30 protein-coding genes are annotated in these 26086 nt (G+C 27.4%); 6 read left to right on the plus strand and 24 right to left on the minus strand.

The features are described 5' to 3' along the window. The 22 genes from BTO18_RS05105 to BTO18_RS05210 form a co-directional block, all read right to left on the minus strand. A partial coding sequence (locus BTO18_RS05105) for an AraC family ligand binding domain-containing protein (protein WP_211295571.1) occupies positions 1-377 on the minus strand: 377 nt, incomplete at its 3' end. 229 nt (positions 378-606) lie between these two features. Further along, complete coding sequence (locus BTO18_RS05110) at positions 607-1125, minus strand: DUF421 domain-containing protein (RefSeq protein ID WP_105015193.1); 519 nt, start codon at positions 1123-1125, stop codon at positions 607-609. 86 nt (positions 1126-1211) lie between these two features. Beyond that, a complete protein-coding gene (locus tag BTO18_RS05115; protein WP_105015194.1) occupies positions 1212-2096 on the minus strand; it encodes a hypothetical protein in 885 nt (294 codons plus the stop codon). A gap of 41 nt (positions 2097-2137) precedes the next feature. Next, positions 2138-3040: a carboxypeptidase-like regulatory domain-containing protein gene (locus BTO18_RS05120; RefSeq protein ID WP_105015195.1), complete on the minus strand. Its 903-nt coding sequence runs from the start codon at positions 3038-3040 to the stop codon at positions 2138-2140. A 95-nt stretch (positions 3041-3135) separates the two neighbouring features. Then, positions 3136-3696 (minus strand): helix-turn-helix domain-containing protein, encoded by a 561-nt coding sequence (locus BTO18_RS05125; RefSeq protein ID WP_211295572.1) that lies wholly within the window; start codon positions 3694-3696, stop codon positions 3136-3138. A gap of 18 nt (positions 3697-3714) precedes the next feature. Continuing rightward, on the minus strand, positions 3715-4422 hold the full coding sequence (locus tag BTO18_RS05130; protein WP_105015197.1) for an HAD family hydrolase: 708 nt from the start codon (positions 4420-4422) through the stop codon (positions 3715-3717). Positions 4423-4429: 7 nt separating this feature from the next. After that, positions 4430-5122 (minus strand): cupin domain-containing protein, encoded by a 693-nt coding sequence (locus BTO18_RS17810; protein ID WP_211295573.1) that lies wholly within the window; start codon positions 5120-5122, stop codon positions 4430-4432. A gap of 39 nt (positions 5123-5161) precedes the next feature. After that, positions 5162-6217 (minus strand): ATP-grasp domain-containing protein, encoded by a 1056-nt coding sequence (locus tag BTO18_RS05140; protein ID WP_226789009.1) that lies wholly within the window; start codon positions 6215-6217, stop codon positions 5162-5164. 93 nt (positions 6218-6310) lie between these two features. Continuing rightward, on the minus strand, positions 6311-7438 hold the full coding sequence (locus BTO18_RS05145) for an alpha/beta hydrolase (protein ID WP_170063230.1): 1128 nt from the start codon (positions 7436-7438) through the stop codon (positions 6311-6313). Positions 7439-7449: 11 nt separating this feature from the next. After that, positions 7450-7980, minus strand: a complete 531-nt coding sequence (locus BTO18_RS05150) for a GNAT family N-acetyltransferase (RefSeq protein ID WP_105015199.1) — start codon at positions 7978-7980, stop codon at positions 7450-7452. 54 nt (positions 7981-8034) lie between these two features. After that, the gene (locus tag BTO18_RS05155; RefSeq protein WP_105015200.1) at positions 8035-8493 is read right to left on the minus strand and encodes a GNAT family N-acetyltransferase; all 459 of its coding nucleotides are present in this window, start codon (positions 8491-8493) and stop codon (positions 8035-8037) included. Beyond that, on the minus strand, positions 8483-9628 hold the full coding sequence (locus BTO18_RS05160) for a pyridoxal phosphate-dependent aminotransferase (protein ID WP_105015201.1): 1146 nt from the start codon (positions 9626-9628) through the stop codon (positions 8483-8485). The genes BTO18_RS05155 and BTO18_RS05160 overlap by 11 nt, the downstream gene beginning before the upstream one ends. Before the next feature lie 45 nt (positions 9629-9673). Continuing rightward, positions 9674-10036, minus strand: a complete 363-nt coding sequence (locus tag BTO18_RS05165; RefSeq protein WP_105015202.1) for a hypothetical protein — start codon at positions 10034-10036, stop codon at positions 9674-9676. Between the two features lie 129 nt (positions 10037-10165). After that, complete coding sequence (locus tag BTO18_RS05170) at positions 10166-11161, minus strand: hypothetical protein (RefSeq protein ID WP_105015203.1); 996 nt, start codon at positions 11159-11161, stop codon at positions 10166-10168. 391 nt (positions 11162-11552) lie between these two features. Continuing rightward, positions 11553-11915, minus strand: coding sequence for a DUF2200 domain-containing protein (locus tag BTO18_RS05175; protein ID WP_105015204.1), 363 nt, complete (start codon positions 11913-11915; stop codon positions 11553-11555). 44 nt (positions 11916-11959) lie between these two features. Next, the gene (locus tag BTO18_RS05180) at positions 11960-12421 is read right to left on the minus strand and encodes a DUF6428 family protein (protein ID WP_105015205.1); all 462 of its coding nucleotides are present in this window, start codon (positions 12419-12421) and stop codon (positions 11960-11962) included. A gap of 10 nt (positions 12422-12431) precedes the next feature. Then, positions 12432-12758 (minus strand): ArsR/SmtB family transcription factor, encoded by a 327-nt coding sequence (locus BTO18_RS05185; RefSeq protein ID WP_105015206.1) that lies wholly within the window; start codon positions 12756-12758, stop codon positions 12432-12434. Positions 12759-12815: 57 nt separating this feature from the next. Beyond that, entirely contained in the window at positions 12816-13733 is a 918-nt protein-coding gene (locus BTO18_RS05190) for a hypothetical protein (protein ID WP_105015207.1), read from the minus strand. Between the two features lie 9 nt (positions 13734-13742). Then, positions 13743-14216, minus strand: a complete 474-nt coding sequence (locus tag BTO18_RS05195) for a hypothetical protein (protein ID WP_105015208.1) — start codon at positions 14214-14216, stop codon at positions 13743-13745. A 46-nt stretch (positions 14217-14262) separates the two neighbouring features. After that, positions 14263-15138, minus strand: a complete 876-nt coding sequence (locus BTO18_RS05200) for a hypothetical protein (RefSeq protein WP_105015209.1) — start codon at positions 15136-15138, stop codon at positions 14263-14265. An 82-nt stretch (positions 15139-15220) separates the two neighbouring features. Then, positions 15221-15757 carry a hypothetical protein gene (locus BTO18_RS05205; RefSeq protein ID WP_105015210.1) on the minus strand — a complete coding sequence of 179 codons (537 nt, stop codon included), beginning with the start codon at positions 15755-15757 and terminating at the stop codon, positions 15221-15223. 41 nt (positions 15758-15798) lie between these two features. Then, complete coding sequence (locus BTO18_RS05210; protein ID WP_105015211.1) at positions 15799-16338, minus strand: RNA polymerase sigma factor; 540 nt, start codon at positions 16336-16338, stop codon at positions 15799-15801. Positions 16339-16521: 183 nt separating this feature from the next. Here BTO18_RS05210 and yaaA point away from each other — a divergent pair, with 183 nt between their 5' ends. After that, positions 16522-17280 carry a peroxide stress protein YaaA gene (gene yaaA, locus BTO18_RS05215; protein ID WP_105015212.1) on the plus strand — a complete coding sequence of 253 codons (759 nt, stop codon included), beginning with the start codon at positions 16522-16524 and terminating at the stop codon, positions 17278-17280. On the opposite strand, the gene BTO18_RS05220 is transcribed toward yaaA, so the two are convergent. Further along, on the minus strand, positions 17277-18701 hold the full coding sequence (locus BTO18_RS05220) for an L-serine ammonia-lyase (protein ID WP_105015213.1): 1425 nt from the start codon (positions 18699-18701) through the stop codon (positions 17277-17279). The two genes, yaaA and BTO18_RS05220, sit on opposite strands and share 4 nt — an antisense overlap. Before the next feature lie 89 nt (positions 18702-18790). Then, complete coding sequence (locus tag BTO18_RS05225) at positions 18791-19132, minus strand: DUF2853 family protein (protein WP_105015214.1); 342 nt, start codon at positions 19130-19132, stop codon at positions 18791-18793. Positions 19133-19380: 248 nt separating this feature from the next. Between BTO18_RS05225 and dnaK the strand changes: the two genes are divergently transcribed. From dnaK to BTO18_RS05250, 5 genes are all read left to right on the plus strand, one after another. Beyond that, entirely contained in the window at positions 19381-21276 is a 1896-nt protein-coding gene (gene dnaK, locus BTO18_RS05230) for a molecular chaperone DnaK (RefSeq protein WP_105015215.1), read from the plus strand. 236 nt (positions 21277-21512) lie between these two features. Then, on the plus strand, positions 21513-23459 hold the full coding sequence (locus tag BTO18_RS05235; RefSeq protein WP_105015216.1) for a tetratricopeptide repeat-containing sensor histidine kinase: 1947 nt from the start codon (positions 21513-21515) through the stop codon (positions 23457-23459). Between the two features lie 3 nt (positions 23460-23462). Further along, positions 23463-24212, plus strand: a complete 750-nt coding sequence (locus BTO18_RS05240) for a LytR/AlgR family response regulator transcription factor (RefSeq protein ID WP_105015217.1) — start codon at positions 23463-23465, stop codon at positions 24210-24212. 88 nt (positions 24213-24300) lie between these two features. After that, positions 24301-25527: a T9SS type A sorting domain-containing protein gene (locus tag BTO18_RS05245; RefSeq protein WP_105015218.1), complete on the plus strand. Its 1227-nt coding sequence runs from the start codon at positions 24301-24303 to the stop codon at positions 25525-25527. A gap of 97 nt (positions 25528-25624) precedes the next feature. Beyond that, positions 25625-26086, plus strand: coding sequence for a hypothetical protein (locus BTO18_RS05250; RefSeq protein WP_105015219.1), 462 nt, complete (start codon positions 25625-25627; stop codon positions 26084-26086).

The following is a 26086-nucleotide window of genomic DNA, read 5'->3' on the forward strand; positions in this document are numbered from 1 at the left end:
AAAAAATACAATTCTTTAAAAACATCTTGATTATAAATAACTTTTTCATTAAAAAATAAATCTTGGTTGTTATTTAATTTTATCATTAAATCTGATGAAATATAAAATGTAAAAAAAGAGTTTCCAACAATTGAATCGCAAGGAGTTGCATGCACTTCATCCGCATTTGTAATACAGATTGTTCCAACAGGAGCTTGTAATATCTTATCCTCCAACCTTGTTTTAAAAGTGTTTTTTAAGATTAATGAAATATTGTAAGTTGAGTGAGAATGGGGAGGAAAATCAGTAGTACATGATTTTGCATACAGTATTTCTAGTCCATCTAAAAATGAAGTTTGGTAATATTTATTAAGGTTTTTATTATTTTTCAAATCCATTCACATTCAAAAAAAATTATTTTTCTAAATACCTTATTAGAATTTTTCTAAAATAAATAGAAAAATATAGTTGATATGTTAATGACTCTTCTTTTTTAATGAAGTTGCAAAATTTTTTAGAAAAGTAGAGAAAATATTCTGAAAACTCTAAAGAAGAAATTGTGTGAGAAATTATATTTATTAACAACAAAAATTGACAAGTCTTAAAAAAGATATTTTAAATAAGATTTCATTTTCTTACTTCTTCTAGAAGCTCTTTGTCAAGTTTTATATTTTTATCAGAAGTATGTAATACAGAAATATCTCCTGTAGACTCTAAAACTACAGCTTCTACTTGCTTAAAATTTAACACATTAGCTTCTCTTAACTTTGCAATTAGTTGCGATTTTTCTATTCTCCCTTTTTTTAAATTGTCATATAAAATTTGATCCTTATCCATAAGCAATAGTGGTTTATTTGATAATAAAGAACTTATAGCCGAAGATTTTTTCTGAAGAAAGGAGAATAAAAATGTTAAACCTAACAGACTAGCAATTGCTATTGCTCCATGTACGAGTGTAGTAGATGATGTAAGTATAGATGAAATAATACTTCCTATAGCAATTGTAAAAGCAAAATCATAAGCCGTAAATTTTGCAAAAGATCTTAACCCAATTATCCTAGTATATATAATTATTATTAAAAAAATTAAAAAACTAGCAAAGATAGTTTCTAATAATGGGTCATCTATTTTATAAATCCATTCCATATTTCTGTTTTAATTGCTAAATTAACTATTAAAAAAATGAAGTACAAAATTCGCTAACTTAAAATAATGAATTATATTAAAAATAGTTAAAACATCAATCTAAAACTGTAGTACAATTCGTATTTTTTTAATTCATCAATTAAATAATAACGATGATAAAATCCATTTAAAACAATTATCTTTTTGTTTGGGTTTAATTTTATATGATTTAAAATATTTTGAGCCATAGCTTTATTTCTTGTATCCCAATAACTTTCATGAAACGGAATAAAATCGAAATACTTTTTTAATTCTTTTCTGTTTCTTGCAATTTTTGGTATCTTATTGTAAATATAGTTTTGTCTTTTTCTTAAAATACTATCCGTTTTTAAATTATTAATCTTGTTTATAGTTGGATTATTATCTATTGTAACTAGTGATTTATTGATTACTAAAAAACTATCTATTACTGCAGTTTCCTCCTCATTTAGTAATTTGTTACTATACAATTTAAGTACACCATTAATCATATTTTTTGAATTTTTCCTTAATTTATATTTGCGATGATATTTATCTCTAATTTCCCATTCATAAGGTAATACTTTACAATCTAGATTCTTATCGAGATATTTTAAAACTACTGCGCTTTCTATTTTTTTTTCTTTCTTAAAAGCATTCATCAATTGAGCAATAAAATCTGTTCTTTTTACCATTCTTTTTACAGTACTTTCTATACCTTCATATAAAATAATATCTGGAGAAATACTATCAATTCTATTGTAAAAATGATGCCTTTTCAATTTTTCTGTTTCAAAATGTAGCGTTCCTAAAATATAAACTTCTGTTTTGTTTTGTTGATCTATATTTTTATTTTCTTGAGTTTCATATTTTACATCATCAATAAAATTATTTAGTTGGATGTTATATTTAACTATTGCTAATAAGCTCATTGTGAAAGGAATTAATAAAAAACCTAATAGTATTTTTTTCATATTCTTCATAAATTTTGATTGTATATTCTCTATTAAAGTAGTTAATGTACAAATGCAAGTAAACTTATAGCAACCGGTTTTTTCTTTTTAGATTTTAGTTCAGTCCAATTTCCTTGGCTATTATCTCTATAAAACGTTGGATAGTTTTTACCTCTAGATTTTGCATTTGCTAAAAACGTTAAAGCTCCATTTTGCAGTTTTTTATGATTTTCTATGGCGATTGAAAAATCAGAATCTAAATCAATATTGTATTTTTTTAAATTGATGACAGGAAAATTTAGAGCCTCTTCTTTTGATAAATAAACATAAATTGGTTGTGTAAGAATGTTGGTTATTTTTTCATTTTTGATTGCATAAATGTTCAATCTAAATTCTAAATTATCAAGATTAACTTTTGCAAAATTTATTTGAATACTATCTAATTTTATAACTTTTTTGTTTTTGAATCGGGTACCAATTTCATGAAATAGATTCTTTTGAGGAAAAGGCACTTGCCCACTTACTTTTTTATAAAAAGGTATTGGATAACAATACTTCTTTTTTAAACCCAACTGAAAGGGTTCTCGTTTTTTATTACTAATTATGATTTCTTTTAATTGAACAATTTCTTCTTCTAAAAAAACAATTTTTGGAAATTCATTGTTTTTTAATTCTATAATACTATAATTTCTAGTTTTATAGCCAATTGCAGAAATTTTTAAAGTATCAATATCTAAAAAATTTTTGAGTATTATTTTAAAAAAACCTAAAGAATCTGATACTGTACCTATATCTTTACCAGGAATACCAATATTTACATATTCAATAGGAAGTTTGGTAATAGCATTTTTTATTTGACTAGTAATATGCTGTCCTAAAACTAAAAAACAAGTATTAAAAAAAAGAAATACTGCTACTAAAGTTTTCCTATTTGTTATTCTATAATAGCCTTTTATTTTCTCCATCTGTTTCTAATTTGTAAATTACAAATGAAAGTGAAAAATACTTTATAATCAGGTTTTTTATAACGCCAATTTTACGTCAATTCCCTTTTTTAAAGCTAAACTAGCTGAAGTGGAGTGTTTAAAAAATCGAAATTATTTCTTTTTAATTTTCTAGCTGTATAAAAAACAACCACCACATTAAATGCATACATCGCAAATAAAACATATAAAATTATAGCTGAATTTGGGAAAAATTTTCTTGAAATAAAAGGTGAAACACAAAGCGAAAAACAGAGTATTATTGACCAGATAATTTGAAAATTTACAACACGCTTTCCTATTTCATTTACAAATTCAGATTTATGGTGTTTTCTCCAAAGAATTATTGGAAAAATAATATTTCCAAAAGGAATTCCTAAAAAAGTTAGAATTGATAAATTGATAAATTTAATAGTGGTTATTTCTGACTCTTTTGTAGACTGATTACTAATAAATTGATTTTGTAAAAACACAGGCTTCATATTAAAAGCTTCAGAAAGCACTTTTAAAGAATGCCCTTTTGGTTCTTTATTGGTTGCTTCTAAACGTTGAATTGTTCTTAAAGATAAACCCGTTTTTTTCGCTAATGCTGCTTGTGTAAAACCAGATTTTTCTCTTATGTTTTTTATGATGCTCATCATTTATAAAACGGTATTTTAAATTCTAAAAATAGTGTTTTCTTTCATTTTGAGGTTTTTATAAATTAATCGATAATCTGAAAAGTTTTTATAAATCGTTTTTGCACCAATATTGTTTAGTTTATTATTTTTCGAATTATCTATTCCAATAAATTCAATTCCTAATTTTTTACAGGTTTTATAATCCCAAATTCCATCTCCAAAATAAATGACTTTGTTAATTTTATGTTTATGTTTTTGATTTAATTTGTGAATAACGTCTGACACAATATCTTCTCTTGTTTTAAAATGATTGCTATTTGAAAAAGCAAAGTCTAATGCGTTTATCCCAATAGATTTCAACTTTAGAACTGCAGATTTTTCCCAACCTCCAGTTGCAATTCCAATTTCTAAATTGGATTTGGATTTGGATTTTAAATACTCAATAAAGTTTAAAGCACCTTTTATTTCTTTAAACTGATTTTTATTTGTATTCAATTCATATTGTAAAAGCGTTACAAATTCAGAAATCATTTTTTGATATTCGATAACTGTTGGAATTCTGTTTTTATGCTTTAAAATTAATTCCTCTGTTATTCCCCAATCTGTTACATTAATAAATTCTGACCAATTTTGATTTGAAATATCAATACCAAATACATTTTTAAAAGCTTTTATAAAACATTTATCATCAACTTTAATGGTATCTGTTAATGTTCCATCAATATCAAAAATTATTGCTGTCATTCAGTTTTTAGTAATGTTTTATTTCTTCAAGAACAGATTCTCCTTTAGAATAATCATCACAAGTCCATTCCCATTCTTCATTTAAAATCAACTTTCCATCTTTCATTTCAACAATAGTTTTACATTTTCCTGTCTTAAAATCGCCATTATTATTCTGATGTTGGTATGTAAAAACTAGATTGTCTTTTTCAATACTACCAGAAAGTGTTCCAAATAGAATTTCTCCACCTTCATAAGTTGCCCAAATTACAGTTCCTTTTTGTCGATAATGAAACACAGTGGTTGCACTTACTTCTCCATTATCTGAACTGGAAACAGATTTGAATTTTTTGCCATTTAGATTTAGTTGCTTCTTTTCAAAAGGCTGATTTTCTCTATCTCCGTTTGTTGTAGGTTGTGAAATGACGAGAAACTCTAAATTTGTAGCTGTTTCATTTTTAATTTGATGAATAACTTGAGGATAAATATGCAATCCTTCCCCTTTATTAACTTGTAATATTTTATTTTCTATTTCAAAAGTTGCTGTTCCATTCAATATATAAAAATATTGTTCAGAGAAATTATGATAATGTTTTTGTTCAGAAGTATAAGCGGGCATTAGTTCTTCAATAACACTTAAATTTTCTGATTTAACCAAATGCCAACCACTACAATTATTTCTCCAATAATAATGTTCACTATTTTCTTTTGATTTCTTCATTTCGGATATTTTCATAAGTATAAAGGCTATGCTATTTTGTTAATAATTAGCTTTCCAAGCTTGTTTAACTATATTTTTTAATAAATCAATATAGTCCCAACCTATTTTTTTCGAAGCCAATAAAGAAAGGCTATCTTGATTCTGTCTATGTGGTCTTGAAGGTCCAGTCATATTCGGTTTCATATTCAAATCAAATAAAAAGTAATTTCCATTGTCGTTTGCACGACAATCTATACGAATTGGTACTTTAATTTTTAATAATTCGCCAGCCTTTTCACAATTTCTATACACTTCAATTATTTTTTTTGTGTTTAATTCGTCATTTTCAAGTACCAAACTATTTTTCATTACAGCTATAATTCCATTATAAGGCGCAATTCCATTTTTATGGTTAAACCTCTTTACAGCAGGAAGACACCAAGGCTTTTTATAAACCCTCTCTTGATTATCTATTAGATAATTACCAGATGGCATTACAGTAACCGCTATTTCTTGACCACTTAAAAACTCTTCAACATATACTTTATTTCCATATATTTTATTCGCAAATACTGTTTTAAGTTTGTCGTCCAATTCTTTTTTATTTTCAACTAATAAAACACCTTGACTACCTCTTCCTCTTATTGGCTTAACTACTAATGGATAGTCTATATCTAATATATAATCAGTTAAATTTTCGACTGAAATCAATTTTGTTTTAGGAATAGGAATATCATTTTTTCTCAAAAATTCGTTCGTAGCATATTTATCATCGTAAATACCTACTTGACTTGGTATTTGTCCGACAAATTTTAAATCACGATCAAAGAAGTTTTCTACTTCGTGTTTTTTGTATAAAACCGTATTTAACCAAAACGTGTTAGCTCCTTTATTTAATGCGTTTTGAATTCCTTTTTTTGTATCTGGAAATACCCAATCTAAATCTGTTTTGATATTCGGATTACTGATTGGCGTAACAATTGAGATGCCTTTTTTTTCTAACTCAAAAGCAATATCTGCTCCGCTATCAGAATATCCACCTGGTTTCATAGGTTTTTGAATTCCATTTTGGATTGGTGGAAGTTTTGCTTGATATAAAATTGCTAATGTTTGCACAATCTTTTTGCTGGTTAAAACTTGTTTAAATTTATGATTGATTTATATTAAATATCCTCTATTATGGAATTTATAAGCTAGTTAAAAGTAAAATTATTCTTGCGTTTCTAAATTGACTGAAATTATAGGAAAAACGGTGTTAACTAATTTTTCACCAACTCTATTTGAATGATCACCATCATACCAATCCATTGAATAGGGAATATTGTTTGAGAATAATAATTCTGTAAAACGCTTTGTCCCATTTACAATAGAACGACTGTCTTTATTGCCACAATTAATTGCAATGAGTTTATATGCTTTTAATGCTTCTTTATTTTGTTTAATTTTTAAATCAAATTCTGCAAAACCATTAATCCATTCATCATATACTTCTTGATTTACAACATATTTTCCTTTTTTATTTCTTATATAGGGTAACTTCATTTTAAGCGGTTTTGTGAGATTTGGAGAAAATGCCATTCCATAAGCTAAAGTCCACAAAAGAGTATGCTTATTTTTAAAAGTATCCAGAATTCTCATAATTTCACTTTGGAAATTCTTGTCTTTTACATTCAATAATTTATCTGATAAAAACTCTAGTTGGTTTAAAGTAGAATTATTAGAAAACATTTGAGACATGTATGTTTCAGCATTTGATCCAATTGCTGGACTCATTAAATAAACTAAAGTATATTTATCTGAATGTTTCATACTAATGTTAGCAGCACCTGCAGCCCCCATAGAATGTCCCATTATTCCTCTAGCTTCTCTTTTAGGAATGCTTCTGAAATTTTTATCAATGAATTGAATTACATCCTTTGTTACAAAATCTTCCCATTTTCCTGTTACTTTTGAATTTGTATACATAGTTCCTAAAAAAACATTGTATCCACTAATATCCACTACAATCATTTCTTTCAATAACCCTTTTTTGTAAGAATCATTTAAAGCTTCTGTAGCTGGATATTGACCAGGATAAACTGTATAACCACTTAAATTATATACTACAGGATATTTTTTGTTACTTTTTTCATAAGATGGTGGAAGACTAATTCCAACTTTGTATGTATTATGGGGATCAATAAGCGCATCTTTTAATGAGGGAGATGGAATATCGATTAACTTAAAATTAAAGGTTGTTGATTGAGAATTGGTTCTCATTGTTAATATTATAAAAACGGATACTATCAATATTGCTTTTAAGTTTTTACCAGATTTTCCAATTGAAAAATTAGACATATCAATCATAATTAGTTTACATTTTTTATTCCTTTATTCAGTTCATACCTATTTACTTCTTGATAAAAGTTTATAAAACCGGGTTTAGTTTCATAAGTTCTCACAAATTCAAACCCATATTTCAACATTATTTTATTGGGAGCAATATTTTTAGAATAGGGTTCGCAAATCAATTTTTGAAGTTTAAAATTTTTGAAATAATAAGGAATCGTTTTTCTTAAAAAATTTAATCCGAGTCCTTTTTTTCTTGTATTAGTTTTCCAAAGATGTAAATGCATTGTGGCCAATTTTCCATATTCAATATTGTTGATATTTGAATGACCAACTGCTTTATTATCTAGCAACCAAATTATATAATAAAATTCTTTTGCTTTGTATGGTTTTCGGTATTCAATTTCGAGTTTATTAATCCAATCTTCTCTATTTGGTAGCTTACTTTTATCTGCTCCCATTCCTAATAAAAATTTAGTATCTGCAAAAACAAAATAGTCTACTATTTTCTTTATATCATTTAATTGCATTTCTCTTACAGTCAAATTCATTTCTTGTCTTTTTAGATCAACTTGTCTTCCGTCTTTTTATTACTCTTTCAATTATTATTTTTTGAAATGCAACTTCATTCCTTCGTGAGTTGATTTAAAGCCCAAATTTTCATAAAATTTTATTGCTTCTGGTCTTTTTTTATCAGTAGTGAGTTGTAATAAATGTGCATCTCTTTCTTGTGCTCTATTAATTGCCCAATTCATCATTTTTTTTCCTAGTCCAATATTTCTTTGGTCTTTTCTTATTCTTACTGCTTCAATTTGTGCTCTTATTCCACCAAGATATGTTAAGTATTGAATAAATGATAATTGAAGTGTACCTATTACTTCAAATTCATCATTTTCAACTACGATTAATTCTTGGTTCTTATCAGCATTAATATTCTCAAAAGCTTTTAGATATTCAGTGGGTAATGGAATTTGAAAATTTTCTCTGGTTTTTCCAAGTTCATCATCAGCAATCATTGCTACAATTGCTGAAATATCATTTTTTGTTGCTTTTCTAAATTTCATTTTTTTGCTTTTTTGATGCTGTACTTATTAATATTTTACTTAATTTATTTAAGGTTAAATCTAACTTTTCGATTTCCATATAACCAAAACCCAATCGAAAATAACGTTTAGATGCTCCAAACCATTCTCCAACTGCAATTTGAATTTCAGCTTTTTTTGAAGTCGAATAAAACTCATCAATATTGCTCTTTGTAAAACGTTCTTCATTTAACTTGATGCAACAAAGAGCACCTGCTTTAGGTTCAATCCAGTTGATAAATTGATTGTTTTGTTCTACCCATTTTTTAGTGATTTCTAATCCTTTAATAGAATGAATTCTTCTGCTTTTAAAAATTTCATCTTCTTTTTCAAGAACTTTTGATGCTACAAATTCATCTAATACGGAATTAGAAATTACTGTATCCATTTTAGCAATTTTAACTTGTTCAATAAAATTTTCATTATTGGATTGCAACCAGCCAATTCTCAATCCAGGTGTTCCATGACATTTTGATAAAGACGATATAGTGATAATATTATCTCTTAAACCTGCATAAGTAGGAATTATAGTATTATTTCCATAAGTTGCTTCTCGATAAGTTTCATCAATCATCAATTTACAATTTAGATATTGCTCATTTAAGCGATTTGAAATTTTTAATATTTCACTTTTACTATGTATTGTTCCTGTTGGATTCAAAGGTGAAACCAAAATAATTAATCTTGTTTTTTCTGTAATTAAATCAAATAACTTATTTACATCTATTTGATATTCCTCTTCAAAAGACAACTTAATCACTACTTTTTTAAAACCTAAACTTTCAATTAAATCTAATGTTGGTGGAAAGTTTGGCTGTACAGTAATTATTTCATCATTTTTCTCACACAAACATAACATTGATAAGAAAATTCCAAAAACAGCTCCATTTGTGATTACTATTTGGCTTTTATCTACATGTAATTTCTCTCCAATTTTTTGTCGTAAGTTTTCATTTCCTTGAGATGTTCCATATTCTAATTTTAGATTTTTTAGTTCATTAGAAAAATTATCATCCCAAATTTCTTTGAGAATTAAATCCTTGTTGGTACTTTCTGCAAGATTGAACTCCAATCTTTCATCTAAAAGTGTAATAATATCATTATTTGGAAATTTCATTTTTTTTAGTTGATAAAAAATAAGTTTATAATAAATATTGATGTTTTACAAATTATTGTATTCCATTTTTGTATCTAATAATTCTTTCAGCATTTTTGCTTTACGAATCATATAATTATCAATAAGATGTATACCCAATTTATTCTTTTTAAAATGAATACTGATATTTGATTTTTTTCCAGATTCAGCATCTGGAAAAAATGGGACTCCATTACATATCCAAGTAAGAACTATTAAAAATTTTGCAAGTTTAGGAAACCAGAGTTTATTTAAATCAGTTGATTGTATATTATTATAAGCATAAAATCCAGAATTTTGTTTTGTTTGCTCATCTATTAACTTAAATCCGTCATTAAAAAGTTGTAATTCTATTCTTGGATTTTTGTTCAATATAATATTCTCATTCATCTCATTTATATTAATTGTGAATATTTAATTCATAAATACAGGCATTATCTCAAAAATAGTATTTATTTGGTCTATTGTAACAATCCAGAACAAACACAATGTGTAGTCCAGAATTGTTTTTAACTCTTTTTAATCTTCTGTAATTACTACAAATTCCTCTTTTTTAGTATCCAAAATCAACATACTTTCATTAAAAGGTTGATTCCCTAACCAACCTCCAATTCTTGTAAATGGTGTTACTAATGGCTGAGTTATAGTATACATATCTACATAACTAACTCTTTTTAATGTTAAAGTTGCACTACCAACTGTAAATAAATGATCTGTGTATTTACTTCGTATTGGTATTTTATCATCCCAACTTTTAGCATCGTATTTTATTTCTTCAGTTTTTGCATTAGAATACTTTTCAAATCTACTTTTTATCGTAATTAATCCAAATGCGCTACAACCAGAATCATATAAAAACTCATAATCTTTATGATCGACTTTAACTGGTAGCATAATTTTTCTGCCAGTAAAATCAAATTTTTTAAAATCAGGTAAAGATTTCATCCAATTAGGCTTTTTATCAAAAAGTTGAATTTTCTGATTTTTAAAATCGATTGAGGTAATTTTATTCTCTAAAAAATCGCTTCCAATTGTTCCAATTCCTATTCTTTTGAGAGTATCATTTTTATCAAAATTATGTCCATAGTTTTTTAAAATTGGAATCATTGTAGCCTCGATATGATTTACACCTAAAATGAAATTTAAGTTTTTAACACAACGTACTTTACCATTTACAACTTCTTTAATATCTAATCCTATTTTACGTAAAGATTTCAAATCATTTTCATAAATATATGAATTGGGTGCTCCAGTATCAAACTGCATATAAAACTGATGTTTTATGCCTTCAATTTTTAAAGGAATTGTCATTGCTGCTTGTGGCTCTGCATAATCTCCAGAGCCAGTAGAATTTGCTGCCCAGTTAAAATGAATTGGTTTATCTTCAAAAGTATATTTTAAATAGTTTGGCTTTTCTTTGAATAGCGCATTGTTAAATTTCCAGATTCCAACAGAAGCTCCAATAAGTAATAATCCAAAAAGAATCAGTAAAATGTAACCTATTTTTTTCTTCATTTATAAGTATTTAATTTTTACAAATAAAAAAGAAAACTACATACAAATTAGTTTTTTTGTAACGTCAATTTTACGACAATTATAAAATTATAGCATTAAATAAAACGAAGTGGAATATTTAGAAAATTAAAATTTTTTGCCCTGTAATTTTATAGTAATACTACAAACAACACCAACATTAATAACATAAGCTAAAAACAGAACGACTAAAATAATTGGATAATTAGGAAACAGTTTACGAGATATAAATGGAGAAATACACAATAAAAATGAAAGCAATACTGACCATATAATTTGAAAATTCACAATTTTTCTTCCTATTTTTATCTACATGTTTAGATTTTTTATTTTTTATAATGCTCATTCTTAAGTTTCTGATTTTTTGTGTAAACTATTTTCTCAAAATCTTTTCCACTTTTCTTCCTCTCGCCAATTCATCTATTACTTTATCTAAATAACGTGCTTTTTTTGTTAACTCATTATCTATCTCTTCTATTCTATAACCACAAATAACACCTTTTATTAAATGTGCATTTGGGTGTAAAGTAGCTCTATCAAAAAACTCTTTAAAGGTTATTTTTTCATCAATAATTTGCTGAATATCTTTTTCAGTAAATCCTGTTAGCCATTCTATAACTTGATACAATTCTTCAAGAGTCCTTCCTTTTTTCTCTATTTTATTCACGTAATGTGGCCAAACTGAAAAGAATTTCATATTAGCAATTCGTTCATTGTGTTTTTCGGTTGTTTTCATTATTGATAAATTTCTCCTAATTTAAAAAAAATATCGAACTCTATTTAACAACAGCCAGATTTTGGATCACAACAAGAATTTACAGCTTGAGCAACTTTTATAATCGGTTTTGGAATTCCACATTCTTCCAAAGCCAAACAAGCAGTAACTTTTGGAGTTAATATAAAATTAGTGCCATCAAAATCTAAATTGTATTTTCCAATAGTTTCTTCTCCTTGATATTCTACTTCTATTTCTAAATCATCAAATTGAAACATCTTTTCAGAAATCTCTATAATTTTTAATAATTTTTCAGGATGTAGTCTATGATTGTAGTCTCTTTCTTTCCATAATTGAAAATTAATCACAGTTTCGTTTCTTACTTTACCTCCACAATCAATAAAATCTTTGGTTACTTTACCAACTTCTGTAACATGAAAATGAGCAGGAACTAATTTTCCATTGGGTAATTGAAATGCAATGGTTTCTAAATTTTGTAGGTGATTTTTTATTTCTGATAGTTTCATAATATTCTAATTAACAACAATTATCTGTTGTATTTTTATTCAAAAATTTGTTTAACATAGATTTAATAGTATCCCAATTTTCTTGGTTTATACAATAGCAAACACTTGTACCTTCTATCGTTCCTTTTATAATACCAACTTTTTTAAGCTCTTTTAAGTGTTGTGAAATTGTGGGCTGTGCCAATCCAATTTGTTTTACTAAATCTCCACAAACACAAGATTTTAATCTTATGAGGTAATCTAATATTGCTATCCTTGCAGGATGTCCCAAAACTTTTGCTATTAAAGCAATCTGGTTTTGTTCTTTGGTAAATATTTCTGATTTGGTTAATCCCACTATTTAATCTATTTATTGCAATATTACGATAAAAGGATTGGATAAAAAAGAAATTGATTATTTTTTATTTAAATCGAACATATAGCCAACAGAAAAGTTAAAGAACCCTGTAGTACTTAAATCGGTTTCATTGGGTAAAGCCTTTGGTAAATTCAAGTTATAACCTAGTTCAAAATCCCAAGAATTAGTAGAAAGTGAAATAGGAATAGAAAGTTGTGTATTTAACAAATCAAAAACATCTTGGGTAAAAACTCTCAATTGTGGACCAGTTGGAGTTCTAACTGGTCTAACAAATGTTATATTTTGATCTGCAATTACAAAACTTATATTTGGTCTTAATCTTAAGGCTAAATTAGATGTTCTTTTTAAGTTGATACTTGCAAAACTGTTAGATACAATTTGATATGACTCATCACTACCAAACAAATATGAGAAAGCTAATGTTGTGCCAAGTGTTCTTTTTTTGTTTCTCACTCCTAAATTAAGGTCTATTGAATTTGTAAAATCATCAAATTCATCTGAATAGAAAAATTTGGTATAACCAAGATTATATACAAAGGAATTATTTTTACCAAACGTATTAAAATACCCTAAAGAAACACTAGTAAAATCCCAAGCAGGTGCAAATTCTTGATAATAAATTCCTGAAATACTAGCATTAAAACCTGAAGAATGATAGTAACTTACTTGAGGGATAATGTTAAATTGATTTATACCAGAATCTCTACCAGAGAAAAAAGTATTACTACTATAAGCAACTGACGTATATAAAAAATTATAAGAAAAACCACCTTCTATCAGTTCGTCTATAAATTGTTTATCATCAAAAAAAAGTTCGTCTATTAACCCATCTATATCTTCTAAATTGTCAGTAGAATTATCTTGTGCATAAGAACAAAAAGAGGTTGCTATTGTAACCAATAGCAACCCAAAAACTTTTATTATTGTTTTAATTCTTTGATGAAGTTGTACCATAAACAATAGTTAGTTTCCTCTATTTCTCACTTTTTTATCTTTACTATTGTTTACTCTTGGTCCATCTTTCAATTCTCCTCTATCTTTAGAGTTTCTTATTTTATCTATGCGTTCTTTCAACATTTTTCGTTGCTCTCCTGTTAAGGTTTTTCTAAAGTTTTCTCTAGTTTTTCGTAAACGAATTTGTTGATTCTGCACCATACTTTTTTGAGTTTTAGAAAAAGTAGCAACCAAACGTTTTCTAATTTCAGATTTTGATATGGTTTTATCTCTTAAAATAGTTAACTGTTCTTTTGTTAGTGATTTTTTAAACGCTTCACGATTTGCTTTAATCACTTCTCGTTCTTTCTGTAACAAATCTCTCTGCTTTTGAGTCAACTCTTTTTTTATAAGGCTGTAATTAGAATCTTGAGCAAAAACTTTTGTATTCAATAGCATCAAACTTATAAATGAGAAAGTTAATATGATATTTTTGATGTTCATTTTTGTTGTTTTTTATGCTGCAAAATCTAAAGTACAAATTTATAAATTAATCTCGACAACTATCTTTTGCTGCTTCATATTCTGTTTCATCATTAACAGTAGCTGTAGTTCCATCTCTATATTCGACATCAACTGGAAAATTCAAAGCACCTTTTTCAGTTGCATCTGGATTTGCTTTATGCCATTCTCTCAATAATTTAAAACCAGCTCTTTCTGTCACCTCAATTGTAGAGGCATCTGGCATTGTAAATGTTACTGGCAATACTAACTTAAAACACTTTCTTTTATCTTTACTTCTCTTACAAGAATTTTTTATAGTTTTTAACTCATCTATATCTATTAAAGTTTGTGTTGAGCCATCTTCTTTCAAAGTTACATCAACAGGAAAAACTAATTCTGGACGCTCATCTGCATCTGGGTTTGCTTCATACCAGTCTTTAATTAAAGACCAATCATCTTTACTATTTAATGTAATACTAGAATCATCTGGCATTATAAAATCGATAGGGAAAACAAATTCAAAACATTTGTTTCTTTTTCTTTTTCTTTTTTCATCAGTATCGTTTAATTGTCTTCCTTCTAATGAAAAGAATACATCACTTTTTTCTTCTTCTCTAGACTCATTAAAAGTATCTACAGATACTTTAAAACCTAATCCGTTAGCTAATTGCACTGTTTCTACAAAACTATCTGCTAAATCACCATTTAAGGTTGATGCTGTTGCTACTGGTAAGCTTGTTGCATCTACTTCAGTTTTAGATGCACTTTCAATTTTTTCTATTAAAACTGTATCGTCGTTTACTTCTATACCTTCATTATCTGAACAAGATGTAAATAATAATGCTGATAAAATAAATGCAGAAATTGTAAAAAACAGAATACTCGACTTTAAAATGTTTTCTTTTTGAATTGAAGTTTTCATAATTGGTATTTTTTAATTAATAATTGTTTCTGTTTATTTAGAACCCCAATTTTTTAAATAGTTTAAAAAAAAATTATTTTTTTTATAAAATTACTGTTTCAATCAGCTCTTCATTAATATAATTATCTAATAATGAGTCTTCTACAATCAATGAATTTAAAATTAAATTATCTAATTTTTGTTCTTTTAATTCTGCTTTTACTACAATTTCATTAAACAAAGTAGTGTCTGTAAATGCATCCAAATCATTATCATCTACTAATAATGATTCTATTAAAATATCATCTTCAAAGGCTAAAGATTCTATTTTCAAATTATTAAAATCCTCTTTAGTATCGAAATTTTGTAGCCAAACTGTTAAACTTAATATGAAAACCAAAGAGGCTGCTGCTATATATTTGAATTGAGGACGCATATAAAAAACCAATTGTTTTTTAGGTTGCTCCTCTTCTACTCTTGCTTCTTCTTTTATTTTATCTAAAATTGAGATTTTCGATTTCGCAAAATAGTCTTCAGGAATTCCTGTTCCTAAATAATCTTTATGATGTTTAGAAATATCACTTTTAAAACCTTCTTTTAGAAAGCTTTTTTTGTTGTTATTTTCTGTTGATTTTTTCATAATTTAATAGTTAGACCCAGCTTTTTGTGAATAGTTTGGTTTTACATTAATATTTTTTTCTCTATAATTTTTACACAAGTATAATAGGTAGATTTTAATGTGCTTTCTGATACATTTAAAATTTCTGAAATTTGCCTGAAACTTAAATCGTCAAAATATTTCATTTGAAAGATTTGTTTTTGCTTTTCCTTAAATCCATCAATTATTATATTCAGTTTTTTTTGAATTTCATCACCATCGAAATATTCGTCTTCAAATAAAACTTCTAAATTCGATTCTGAAACTTCATCAATATTATTATAACTTTTTTTATTATTTTTTTCTAAAAAACGAATAGATTCATTGTAGGCAATTCTATACATCCAAGTATGTAAAGAACTCTTTTCCTGAAAATTAGCAATACTTTTATAAATTCTGATAAACGTATTTTGCAATACATCATCAGCATTTTCATGTGTATGTACAATCTTTCTGATATGCCAATACAAGCGTTCTTGATAAACGTCAAGCAACTCACTAAAAGCGGAATCTTTTAGTGCAGGATTTTGTAACTTTTTTACAAGTTCAGTGTCTTTACTCAAAAATTATATTGTTAATTTTTATGTTTTGATGAAAGTATAAAATAATTTTGATTTAAAAGAATTCTATAAATTTTATAAATAAGTTTATCAATTTTAAGTGATAAGAATCATTGAAAAAATTTATAATCATTCGTATTTTTACAGTTAAAACTAAACGTTTTAATAATTACATCTTGTAAAAATATGAAAATCATTATATCTCCAGCAAAATCGTTAGATTTTGAAAGTAAAGTACCTACAAGTTTGCACACACAACCTCGTTTTTTAGCACAATCTGAAAAACTGAATAAAAAATTAAAAACAATTTCGAAAAAGAAATTATCAGATTTAATGTCGATTTCTGATGATTTAGCAAGATTGAATTATAAAAGAAACCAAGAATGGGAAACTCCATTTACTCTAGAAAATGCTAAACAAGCTATTTATGCGTTTACTGGTGCTGTTTTTCAAGGTATTGACGTAAATTCTTTAGAAGAGGAAAAAATTCCATTATTACAAGAACGTTTGCGAATTTTATCAGGATTGTATGGATTGTTAAAACCTTTGGATTTAATTCAACCTTACAGATTAGAAATGGGAACACGCATAAAAGTGGGTAGAAGAGATAATTTGTATAAATTTTGGGATACAGATTTAGCAAAATCTTTAAATGAAGAACTAGAAGAAGATGAATTACTAATCAATTTAGCAAGTTCAGAATATTTTAAAGCCTTACCAAAAAAAGTGTTGAAAGTGCCAATGATTACTCCTGTTTTTAAAGATTTTAAAAATGGACAGTACAAAACCATAATGACTTATGCTAAAATGGCTCGTGGTTTTATGGTACGTTATATTATTGATAACAACGTAAAAACTTTAGAAGAATTAAAGGGATTTGATGTTGAAGGTTATGGTTTTTCTGAAGAAATGTCTGAAGGGAATGAGTTGGTTTTTACACGTTAACAATCTGCCAAACCAACATGAATCGCTAAACCACCTTCAGAAGTTTCTTTGTAATTTTTGTGCATATCTTTTGCAGTTTCCCACATCGTGTCAATTACCTTATCTAAAGGTACTTTTACATCTTTAGGGTCTGTATCTAAAGCCATTTCTGCTGCATTAATTGCTTTTATAGCTCCCATAGAATTGCGCTCAATACAAGGCACTTGTACCAAACCTCCAATAGGATCACAAGTTAAACCCAAATGATGTTCCATAGCTATTTCTGCTGCCACCAAACATTGTGCTGGAGTGCCTCCTAACAATTCTGTTAATGCACCTGCTGCCATTGCTGAAGAAACTCCTATTTCTGCTTGACAACCACCCATTGCTGCAGAAATTGTAGCATTTTTCTTAAAAATACTGCCAATTTCGCCAGCGGTTAATAAAAATTGTTTGATGTGTTTAAAATTGGCTTCGTGATTTTCGATGACCAAATAATACATTAAAACAGCAGGAATTACACCTGCACTTCCATTGGTAGGTGCTGTTACTACTCTACCTAAAGAAGCATTCACTTCATTAACTGACAATGCAAAGCAACTTACCCATTTTAAAATTTCACGAAACCTTACTTCTGTACTTCTAATCGCAGTAATCCATTCTTTTTGATTGGAATAGGTTGCATCTTTTATTAATTTTTGATGCGTATTGTAAGCACGTCTTTTTACATGTAGTCCTCCTGGAAGAATGCCTTCTGTATGACAACCAATGTACATACATTCTAACATTGTTTCCCAAATTCTATTCAATTCGAAATCAATTTTTTCTGCGGAATTAATTTCAAGTTCATTTTTAAAAACAATTTCAGAGATTAACAAGTCTTCTTTTTCACAATAGTCTTCTAATTGTTTTGCTTTATTTATAGGATAAGGAAAGTTTTGTTTGTTAATTTCAATTTCATCTTCTAAACTATCATTCTCTTGCACAATAAAACCACCTCCAATAGAATAATAGGTTTCTGTTGATATTTCTTGTCCTTTAGAAAAAGCTCTAAACGTAACTCCATTAGAATGAAATGGTAAAAAATCGCGATTAAAAACAATTGAATTCTTTAAAAATGGGACTTTTTTTCCGCCTTTAAAATGAATTTCTTCTTGTGTATTTATTCTATCTACAATAATAAAAATGTCTTCTATGGGTATATATTCTGGATCAGCTTCACTCAAACCCAACAAAATTGCCAAATCTGTAGCATGACCTCTACCTGTTAAAGATAAAGAACCATATAAATCAACTTTAACAGCATCCATTGCATCAAAAATAGTATTCTCTCTAATTTTTTGAACCCATTCTTGAGCAGCTCTCCAAGGACCTAATGTATGCGAACTTGATGGACCAACACCAATCTTGAGCATATCAAAAACACTAATAAATTGAGACATTCGTAAAAATTAGATTTAAAAACGTTGTAAATGTAAAAAATCCAACTCAATGAGTCGGATTTTTAATAATAATTTAATATTAAGTTTGTTTAGAAACCGTAAACTGATTCTTTATCAAACTTTTTCATTAACATGTAGTAAACTACTGCTCTGTATTTTTTTCTTTCAGATTTTCCAATTCTTTCCATTACTTCAGCAATACCTGCATCTAGTTCTGGGCTATCTTCTAAACCTAACTTTTTCATTAAAAAGTTTTTCTTAACAGTTTCTAACTCTTTAGCATCAGATCCAGAAACAGTTTCAGCATCAGCTTTATAAATAGAAGGTCCTAAACCTTTTGTTACTGCAGCTAATAATTCAGTATTAGAACGTAGGTTTCTATCGTCCATAAATTGTTTGTACAAAGCAACTTTTTCGTCAAATTTACTCATGATTTTGTGTTTAATTTATTGTATAATATTTTGATTCTCATTAGAACATCTCAAATATATGAAATTTAAAATGGTTTACAAATTTGAATGCTCTTTGTTATTAAGATACAATTTATGTCAATATGTCACATCAATAATTCATCTTTTTTAAAAAAAACTGACATTTTTTATTTAAAAACCTGTTGGCATAGCATTTGACTAATTGTAAGTGTAAAATTGAAATACAAAATTTAATAAAAATAAATATTATGAGTAAAATTATAGGAATAGATTTAGGAACAACAAACTCATGTGTTTCTGTAATGGAAGGTAATGAGCCAGTTGTAATTCCTAATGCTGAAGGAAAAAGAACTACACCATCTATTGTTGCCTTTGTAGAAGGAGGAGAACGAAAAATTGGTGACCCTGCAAAAAGACAAGCAGTAACTAACCCAACTAAAACCGTTTATTCGATTAAACGTTTTATGGGTAATAAATTTTCTGAATCTTCTAAAGAGGTAAAAAGAGTACCTTATAAAGTAGTAAAAGGAGATAATGACACACCAAGAGTAGATATCGATGGTCGTTTATACACACCTCAAGAAATTTCTGCAATGGTGCTTCAAAAAATGAAAAAAACTGCTGAAGACTATTTAGGGCAAGATGTTTCTCAAGCAGTTATTACTGTGCCTGCATATTTTAACGATGCACAAAGACAAGCTACTAAAGAAGCTGGTGAAATTGCTGGTTTAAAAGTAGAAAGAATTATTAATGAGCCAACTGCTGCTGCATTAGCTTATGGAATGGACAAAGCAAATGACGATAAAAAAATTGTTGTTTTTGACTTTGGTGGTGGTACACACGATGTTTCTATTTTAGAATTAGGTGATGGCGTTTTTGAAGTATTAGCTACAGATGGAGACACACATTTAGGTGGAGATGATGTTGATGAAAAAATCATTAACTGGTTAGCAGAAGAGTTTTTAGCTGATGAAAATATGGACTTACGTAAAGACCCAATGGCTTTACAACGTTTAAAAGAAGCTGCTGAAAAAGCGAAGATTGAATTATCTAGTTCTACATCTACAGAAATAAACTTACCTTATGTAACTGCTACTGCTAGTGGACCAAAACACTTGGTAAGAACATTGTCTAGAGCAAAATTTGAGCAATTAATTGATGATTTAGTAAAAAGAACAATTGAGCCTTGTAAAACAGCTTTAAAAAATGCTGATTTATCAACATCAGAAATTGATGAAATTATTTTAGTTGGTGGTTCTACAAGAATACCTGCAATACAAGAAGCTGTTGAGAAATTCTTTGGAAAAGCACCAAGTAAAGGTGTAAATCCTGATGAAGTTGTTTCTTTAGGAGCTGCAATACAAGGTGGAGTGTTAACTGGTGATGTGAAAGATGTATTGTTATTAGATGTTACACCTTTATCATTAGGTATTGAAACAATGGGGAATGTTTTCACAAAATTAATTGATGCAAACACAACCATTCCAACAAAAAAATCACAAGTATTTTCAACTGCTGTTGATAATCAACCTTCTGTGGAAATTCACGTATTACAAGGTGAAAGAGCAATGGCTGCTGATAATAATACAATTGGACGTTTCCATTTAGATGGTTTACCACCTGCACAAAGAGGTGTTCCACAAATTGAAGTAACTTTTGATATTGATGCAAATGGTATCATTAAAGTTTCTGCTTTAGATAAAGGAACCAACAAATCTCACGAAATTAGAATTGAAGCTTCTTCAGGATTATCAGAAGAAGAAATCGAAAAAATGAGACAAGAAGCAGAAGCGAATGCTGATGCTGATAAAGCCGCAAAAGAAACTGCTGAAAAAATCAATGGAGCTGACTCTATGATTTTCCAAACAGAAAAGCAATTGAAAGAATTTGGTGATAAATTATCTGCGGATAAAAAAGAGCCAATCGAAGCTGCTTTAGTTGAATTAAAAGCTGCTCATGAGTCTAAAGATTTAGCTCAAATTGATGCTGCAATGGAAAAAATCAATGAAGCCTGGAAAGTTGCAAGTGAAGAAATGTATGCTGCTCAAGGAGGAAATCCAGGAGCAGATACTCAAGGTCAGCCAGAAGCAAATGCAGACCAAGGAGACAATGTTGAAGATGTTGATTTTGAAGAAGTGAAATAGGCAACCCTTCTGAATTTTAATTCAGAGTCTATATATATTAAAACGCAATCAAATTAATGATTGCGTTTTTTTATTGGGAAATAAATTTATTTCTTTCGGAAAGTATTTATTTGCTTTAGTTATCGTTTTCAAAAATTGCAATCTGTTATCATTAATAATTTATTAAAGTTTTATTCAGAAATACTACTAAATAAATTATAATTTAGTGTTTTACACTTGTTAATCTATCATTTATAGTGAGAAGAATTTTCTTTTTATTTTTTATATTATTTTTTAGTAATAATACTTCATCTCAAAGCATTAAAAAAGATAGTTTAAATTCTATTTTTTCTAAAATAAAATCTGACAGTTTACTTTTTGCAGTATTTAATAAGAAATCAAGCTATTATAGAAATAGGGATTCAGAACTACATCTCTTTATTATTGAAAAAGCTATATACAAAGCTATAAAAACCAAAAATAAAAACCAAGAAGCAAACTTTAAAAGAGAGTTAGGCATTTATTACAGAAAAAAAGGAAGTTTAGATTCTGCTATAATCAACTATAAAAAATCTATCAACATTTATGCAAAACTTAAAGACAGTACTAAAATAAATATTACTAAAAGTTCTTTAGCAAATGTTTATAAAGCTAAAGGAGATTTTAAAAGATCGATAAAATACTTTAATGAAGTAATTACTTTTTTTGACAAAAGGGAAGAAAAATTCAAAACGAGAAAATTAATTACACAATTCAACTTATCTGGTGTTTACATAAACATGTTAGAATGGAAAACCGCAGATGATCTTTTAGAAAGTATATATAATGATCCTTTAGCTCAAAAAAATAAAAGATTATTAAGAGCAGTTTCTATAAATTTATGTGCTACAAAACAAAAAGTAAATCAACTAGATAAAGCTTTAGAATATGCGAAAATTGCAGAAAAATTTAAAAATAATACTAGAGGTTTAGCAGACTTGTATACAAATATGGGGTCTATTTATGAGAAAAAAGGAACACATCAAAAGGCACATCAATATTTTTTAAAAGGGCTAGAGAATTATGAAAAGCTAAAAAGTAATTCAGGTATTATACTAGCTTACAATAATTTAGGAAATAATTCTATTGCTTGGGGTAAATTTAAACAAGCAGAAAAATATCTCTTAAAATCAAAAAAACTTTTAGCGAAAGAGGGAAATTTAAAATCATTATCTCACAATCAAAAAATGCTGGCAAATCTCTATGAGAAAAAAGGAGCGTACCAAAAATCTTTAGATTATCTGAAAAAAGATATCATTCTTACAGATTCTATTTTAGGTATTGAAAAACAGAAAGCAATAGCCAATTTAGAGGTAAAATATAAGACCGAAAAAATAAAACGTGATAAAGATATTATCGAGAAAAAATCAAAAATATTAGAACTAGAAAATCAAAAAAACAGGAATTTATTTACTGGATCTTTAATAATAATACTATTAATATTAGTTGCTGGTTTGTTTTATTATAGCAGGTTAAAAGTAAAAAAACAGGCTGCTTTAACAGCTTTAGAACTTGCAGCAACTAAAAAAAGATTAGCGTTAGAAAAGCAGTATAAAAATTCTGAATTAAGAGCATTAAAAGCACAAATGAATCCTCATTTTATATTTAATGCTATGAACTCCATACAGAGTTTAATTTTAAAAGACAATAAACATGAAGCTTATACCTACCTTACAAAATTTGCATCATTATTAAGAGAAAATCTAAATATCAGTGAAAAGAGTTTTGTGAATTTTGAGGAAGAATTATCACTTTTAGAAAAATATTTAGAGTTAGAAAAGTTACGTTTTAGAGAAGGGTTTGAATACACAATTAAAGGAGCAAATGCTGTAGAAAACATTAAAATACCTTCTATGATTATTCAACCTTTTGTAGAAAACGCCATAAAACACGGTTTAATTCATAAGACTGATGGAGTAAAGAAATTACAAATCGACTTCTTTTTAGATGATGTGTTTACCTGCATCATTACAGATAATGGAGTTGGTTTTAAAGCATCTAAAAAAATTAATAAAAACAATGGAAAAGAAACATCGTTTTCTACAAAATCAATCAAAGAAAAATTACAATTTTTAGAAGAATATTATAAAATGAATATTGGGTTTTCTTATGAGGATATTAAAAACGGAACTAAAGTAATTATTAAAGTCCCTTATAAAAAATAGCTTGTGCAAACCATTAAAACCATTATTGTAGACGATGAAATAAATGCGAGAGAAAACTTACGTTATCTCACAAAAACATTTTGCCCAAAAATTGAAATTGTTTACGAAGCAAGTAATGTAGACAGTGCAATTACTGCTATTGAAAGCTACAAACCTCAACTTGTATTCTTGGATATAGAAATGCCTCAAAAAAATGGTTTTCAGCTAATACATCACTTTAAAAAAATTGACTTTTACATCATTTTTGTAACAGCTTATGATAAATATGCCATTAAAGCCTTTAAATATTCTGCATTAGATTATTTGCTAAAACCTATTGATATTGAAGAATTAAAAAATGCTGTAAAAAAAGTTACAGATAATTTAGCAAAAGACGATTTACAAAAACGTTTACAATTACTAAAAGTGAATCAGAAGAAGTTAAAAAAAATAGCAATTCCTTATAAAAGCGATTATGTAATTATTGATGTTGATACAATAGCGTGTATTGAAGCAGATAGAATGTATGCTCATATAAAATTAATAGATGGAAAAACCTATACAGCATCAAAAAAATTAAGTTATTATGAAGATATTTTAAGCAATTCAGAAACTTTTATTCGCATTCACAGATCTTGGATTGTAAATACAAGACATATTTATTTGTATTCTAAAAAAGAAAAACATCTGGAATTAAGCAATCAAACTATAATTCCTATTAGTAAAAGTTATAAAGAAAAATTTGAAGATTTATTTAAAACTTCAAACCATTAGGAAGTAATAAAAAAGCATTGGGAAAGTATAACTAACGAGTCTCTTACAATAAGATTTCATTTGTACTAAAATTAAATTTTAATTACAGATGAAAAAAATATTACTGCTTATAACTCTTATAGTAATTAACAACAAATTACATTCGCAATGTACATCAAATATAAGTATCCCAGATACTAATTTTAAAGTAGCACTTTTAGCTCATGGAAGTTCTATTAGTGGAATTGGTGTTAGCAAAATTGACATCAATAATGATGGAGTGATACAATGTAGTGAAGCAACAAATTACACAGGTTCTATAAACGTTATTAACAAAAATATTTCTGACTTTACTGGTTTGGAACAATTCCCAAATATTACAAGGCTTTTTGTAGGTTTTAATTCTGGAACTACTTTAGATGTTACAGCTAACACCAAATTAATATTAATAAATGCAAATTCAAATTCTTTATCAAATTTAGATGTTTCTAAAAATGTGTTATTGGAAAGCTTAAGTGTCGAAGAAAATAATTTAACAACTGTAGATGTTACAGCTAATTCTGCCTTAACTATATTAAATTTTAGATTAAATTCAATATCCACAATAGATTTAAGTAAAAATATTATTCTTGAATCATTATATTTTGCGAGAAACAACCTAATAAATTTAGATATTTCTGCTAATATTAATTTAAAAACACTTAACGCAGACTATAACTCTATTTCATCTTTAAGCGTAACAAATAATTTATTATTAGAAACACTTCAAATTCAAAATAATTCATTAACAAATTTGGACTTATCTCAAAACCAAAATTTGATTACTTTGAATTTAAGAAACAATAAACTTAAAAATTTAGATGCATCAAACAATCCGAACTTGGTTCAGTTTATTAGTGATAACAATCCAGATTTAGAAAGTTTAAACGTAGCTAATGGAAATAACGTATCGTTAACGAATATGTGGACTAATAAAACACCAAAGTTAACCTGCATACAACATGATAGTGGTTTTGACCCTACTTCTAGAGTAAATGGTCGTCTTTGGATTAAAGATGATGATGCTAATTGGAGTGATAACTGTAGCGCAACTGCGAGCATAACAAACTTTAATAAAATTGATATTAGTATATATCCAAACCCTGCGACTAAACTTATTCAAATTGAAGTAAATACATTTATTAAAAAAGGAATAATTTACAATTGGATTGGGCAAAAAGTAAAAACATTTAAAGACAAAAATATTGATGTTTCAAATCTAAACAAAGGTGTATATCTATTAAAAATTGAAACTGAAAGTGGGAAGATTGGATTAAGAAAAATGATAAAAAAATAAGTTCTTTGGGGGAAGAATTTATAAAGTACCCAACTTATTAATGCCTGCTTGTTGGGAATTTACTTTCCAACAAGCTTTTTTAACTTAAAAACTAAATATGAAACAATTAATTTTTCTCTTTTTTCTCTTTGCAAATGTATTTAACAGTAATGCTCAAGATAACCTGACAAAACGTTTTAATGGTAAATACCATTTACTAGAAGCTGAAAAAGGTATAGACAATAAACCTTCAAAAATAAAATTTGTAGAATTTGGAGAAAATAATGGTAAAAAATTATTAGCAGTAGCAGCTTGTGAAAAATGTACGCCAGCAATTTTTTCTTACAAACAAGAAGAAAGTAAAAAATACGGTACACCAATCTTCTTCAATTATTTTGGTTTGTATGCCATTACTTATGATAAAGAAAGTTTTATTATTGTTTTTGTTGATAAAAAATTGGGTTCAGGAACTTGGACTAAATTCGGGTTCTCTAACTTTTATTCGAAGAGTAAAACAAAAGTTGCTCAAATGACTAAAGAAAAATTGGAAGCTTTTGCGATTGCATTGTCAAAAAAATAA

Origin of the sequence: Polaribacter porphyrae, from assembly GCF_002954685.1 — a bacterium.
Taxonomy (GTDB): Bacteria; Bacteroidota; Bacteroidia; order Flavobacteriales; family Flavobacteriaceae; genus Polaribacter; species Polaribacter porphyrae.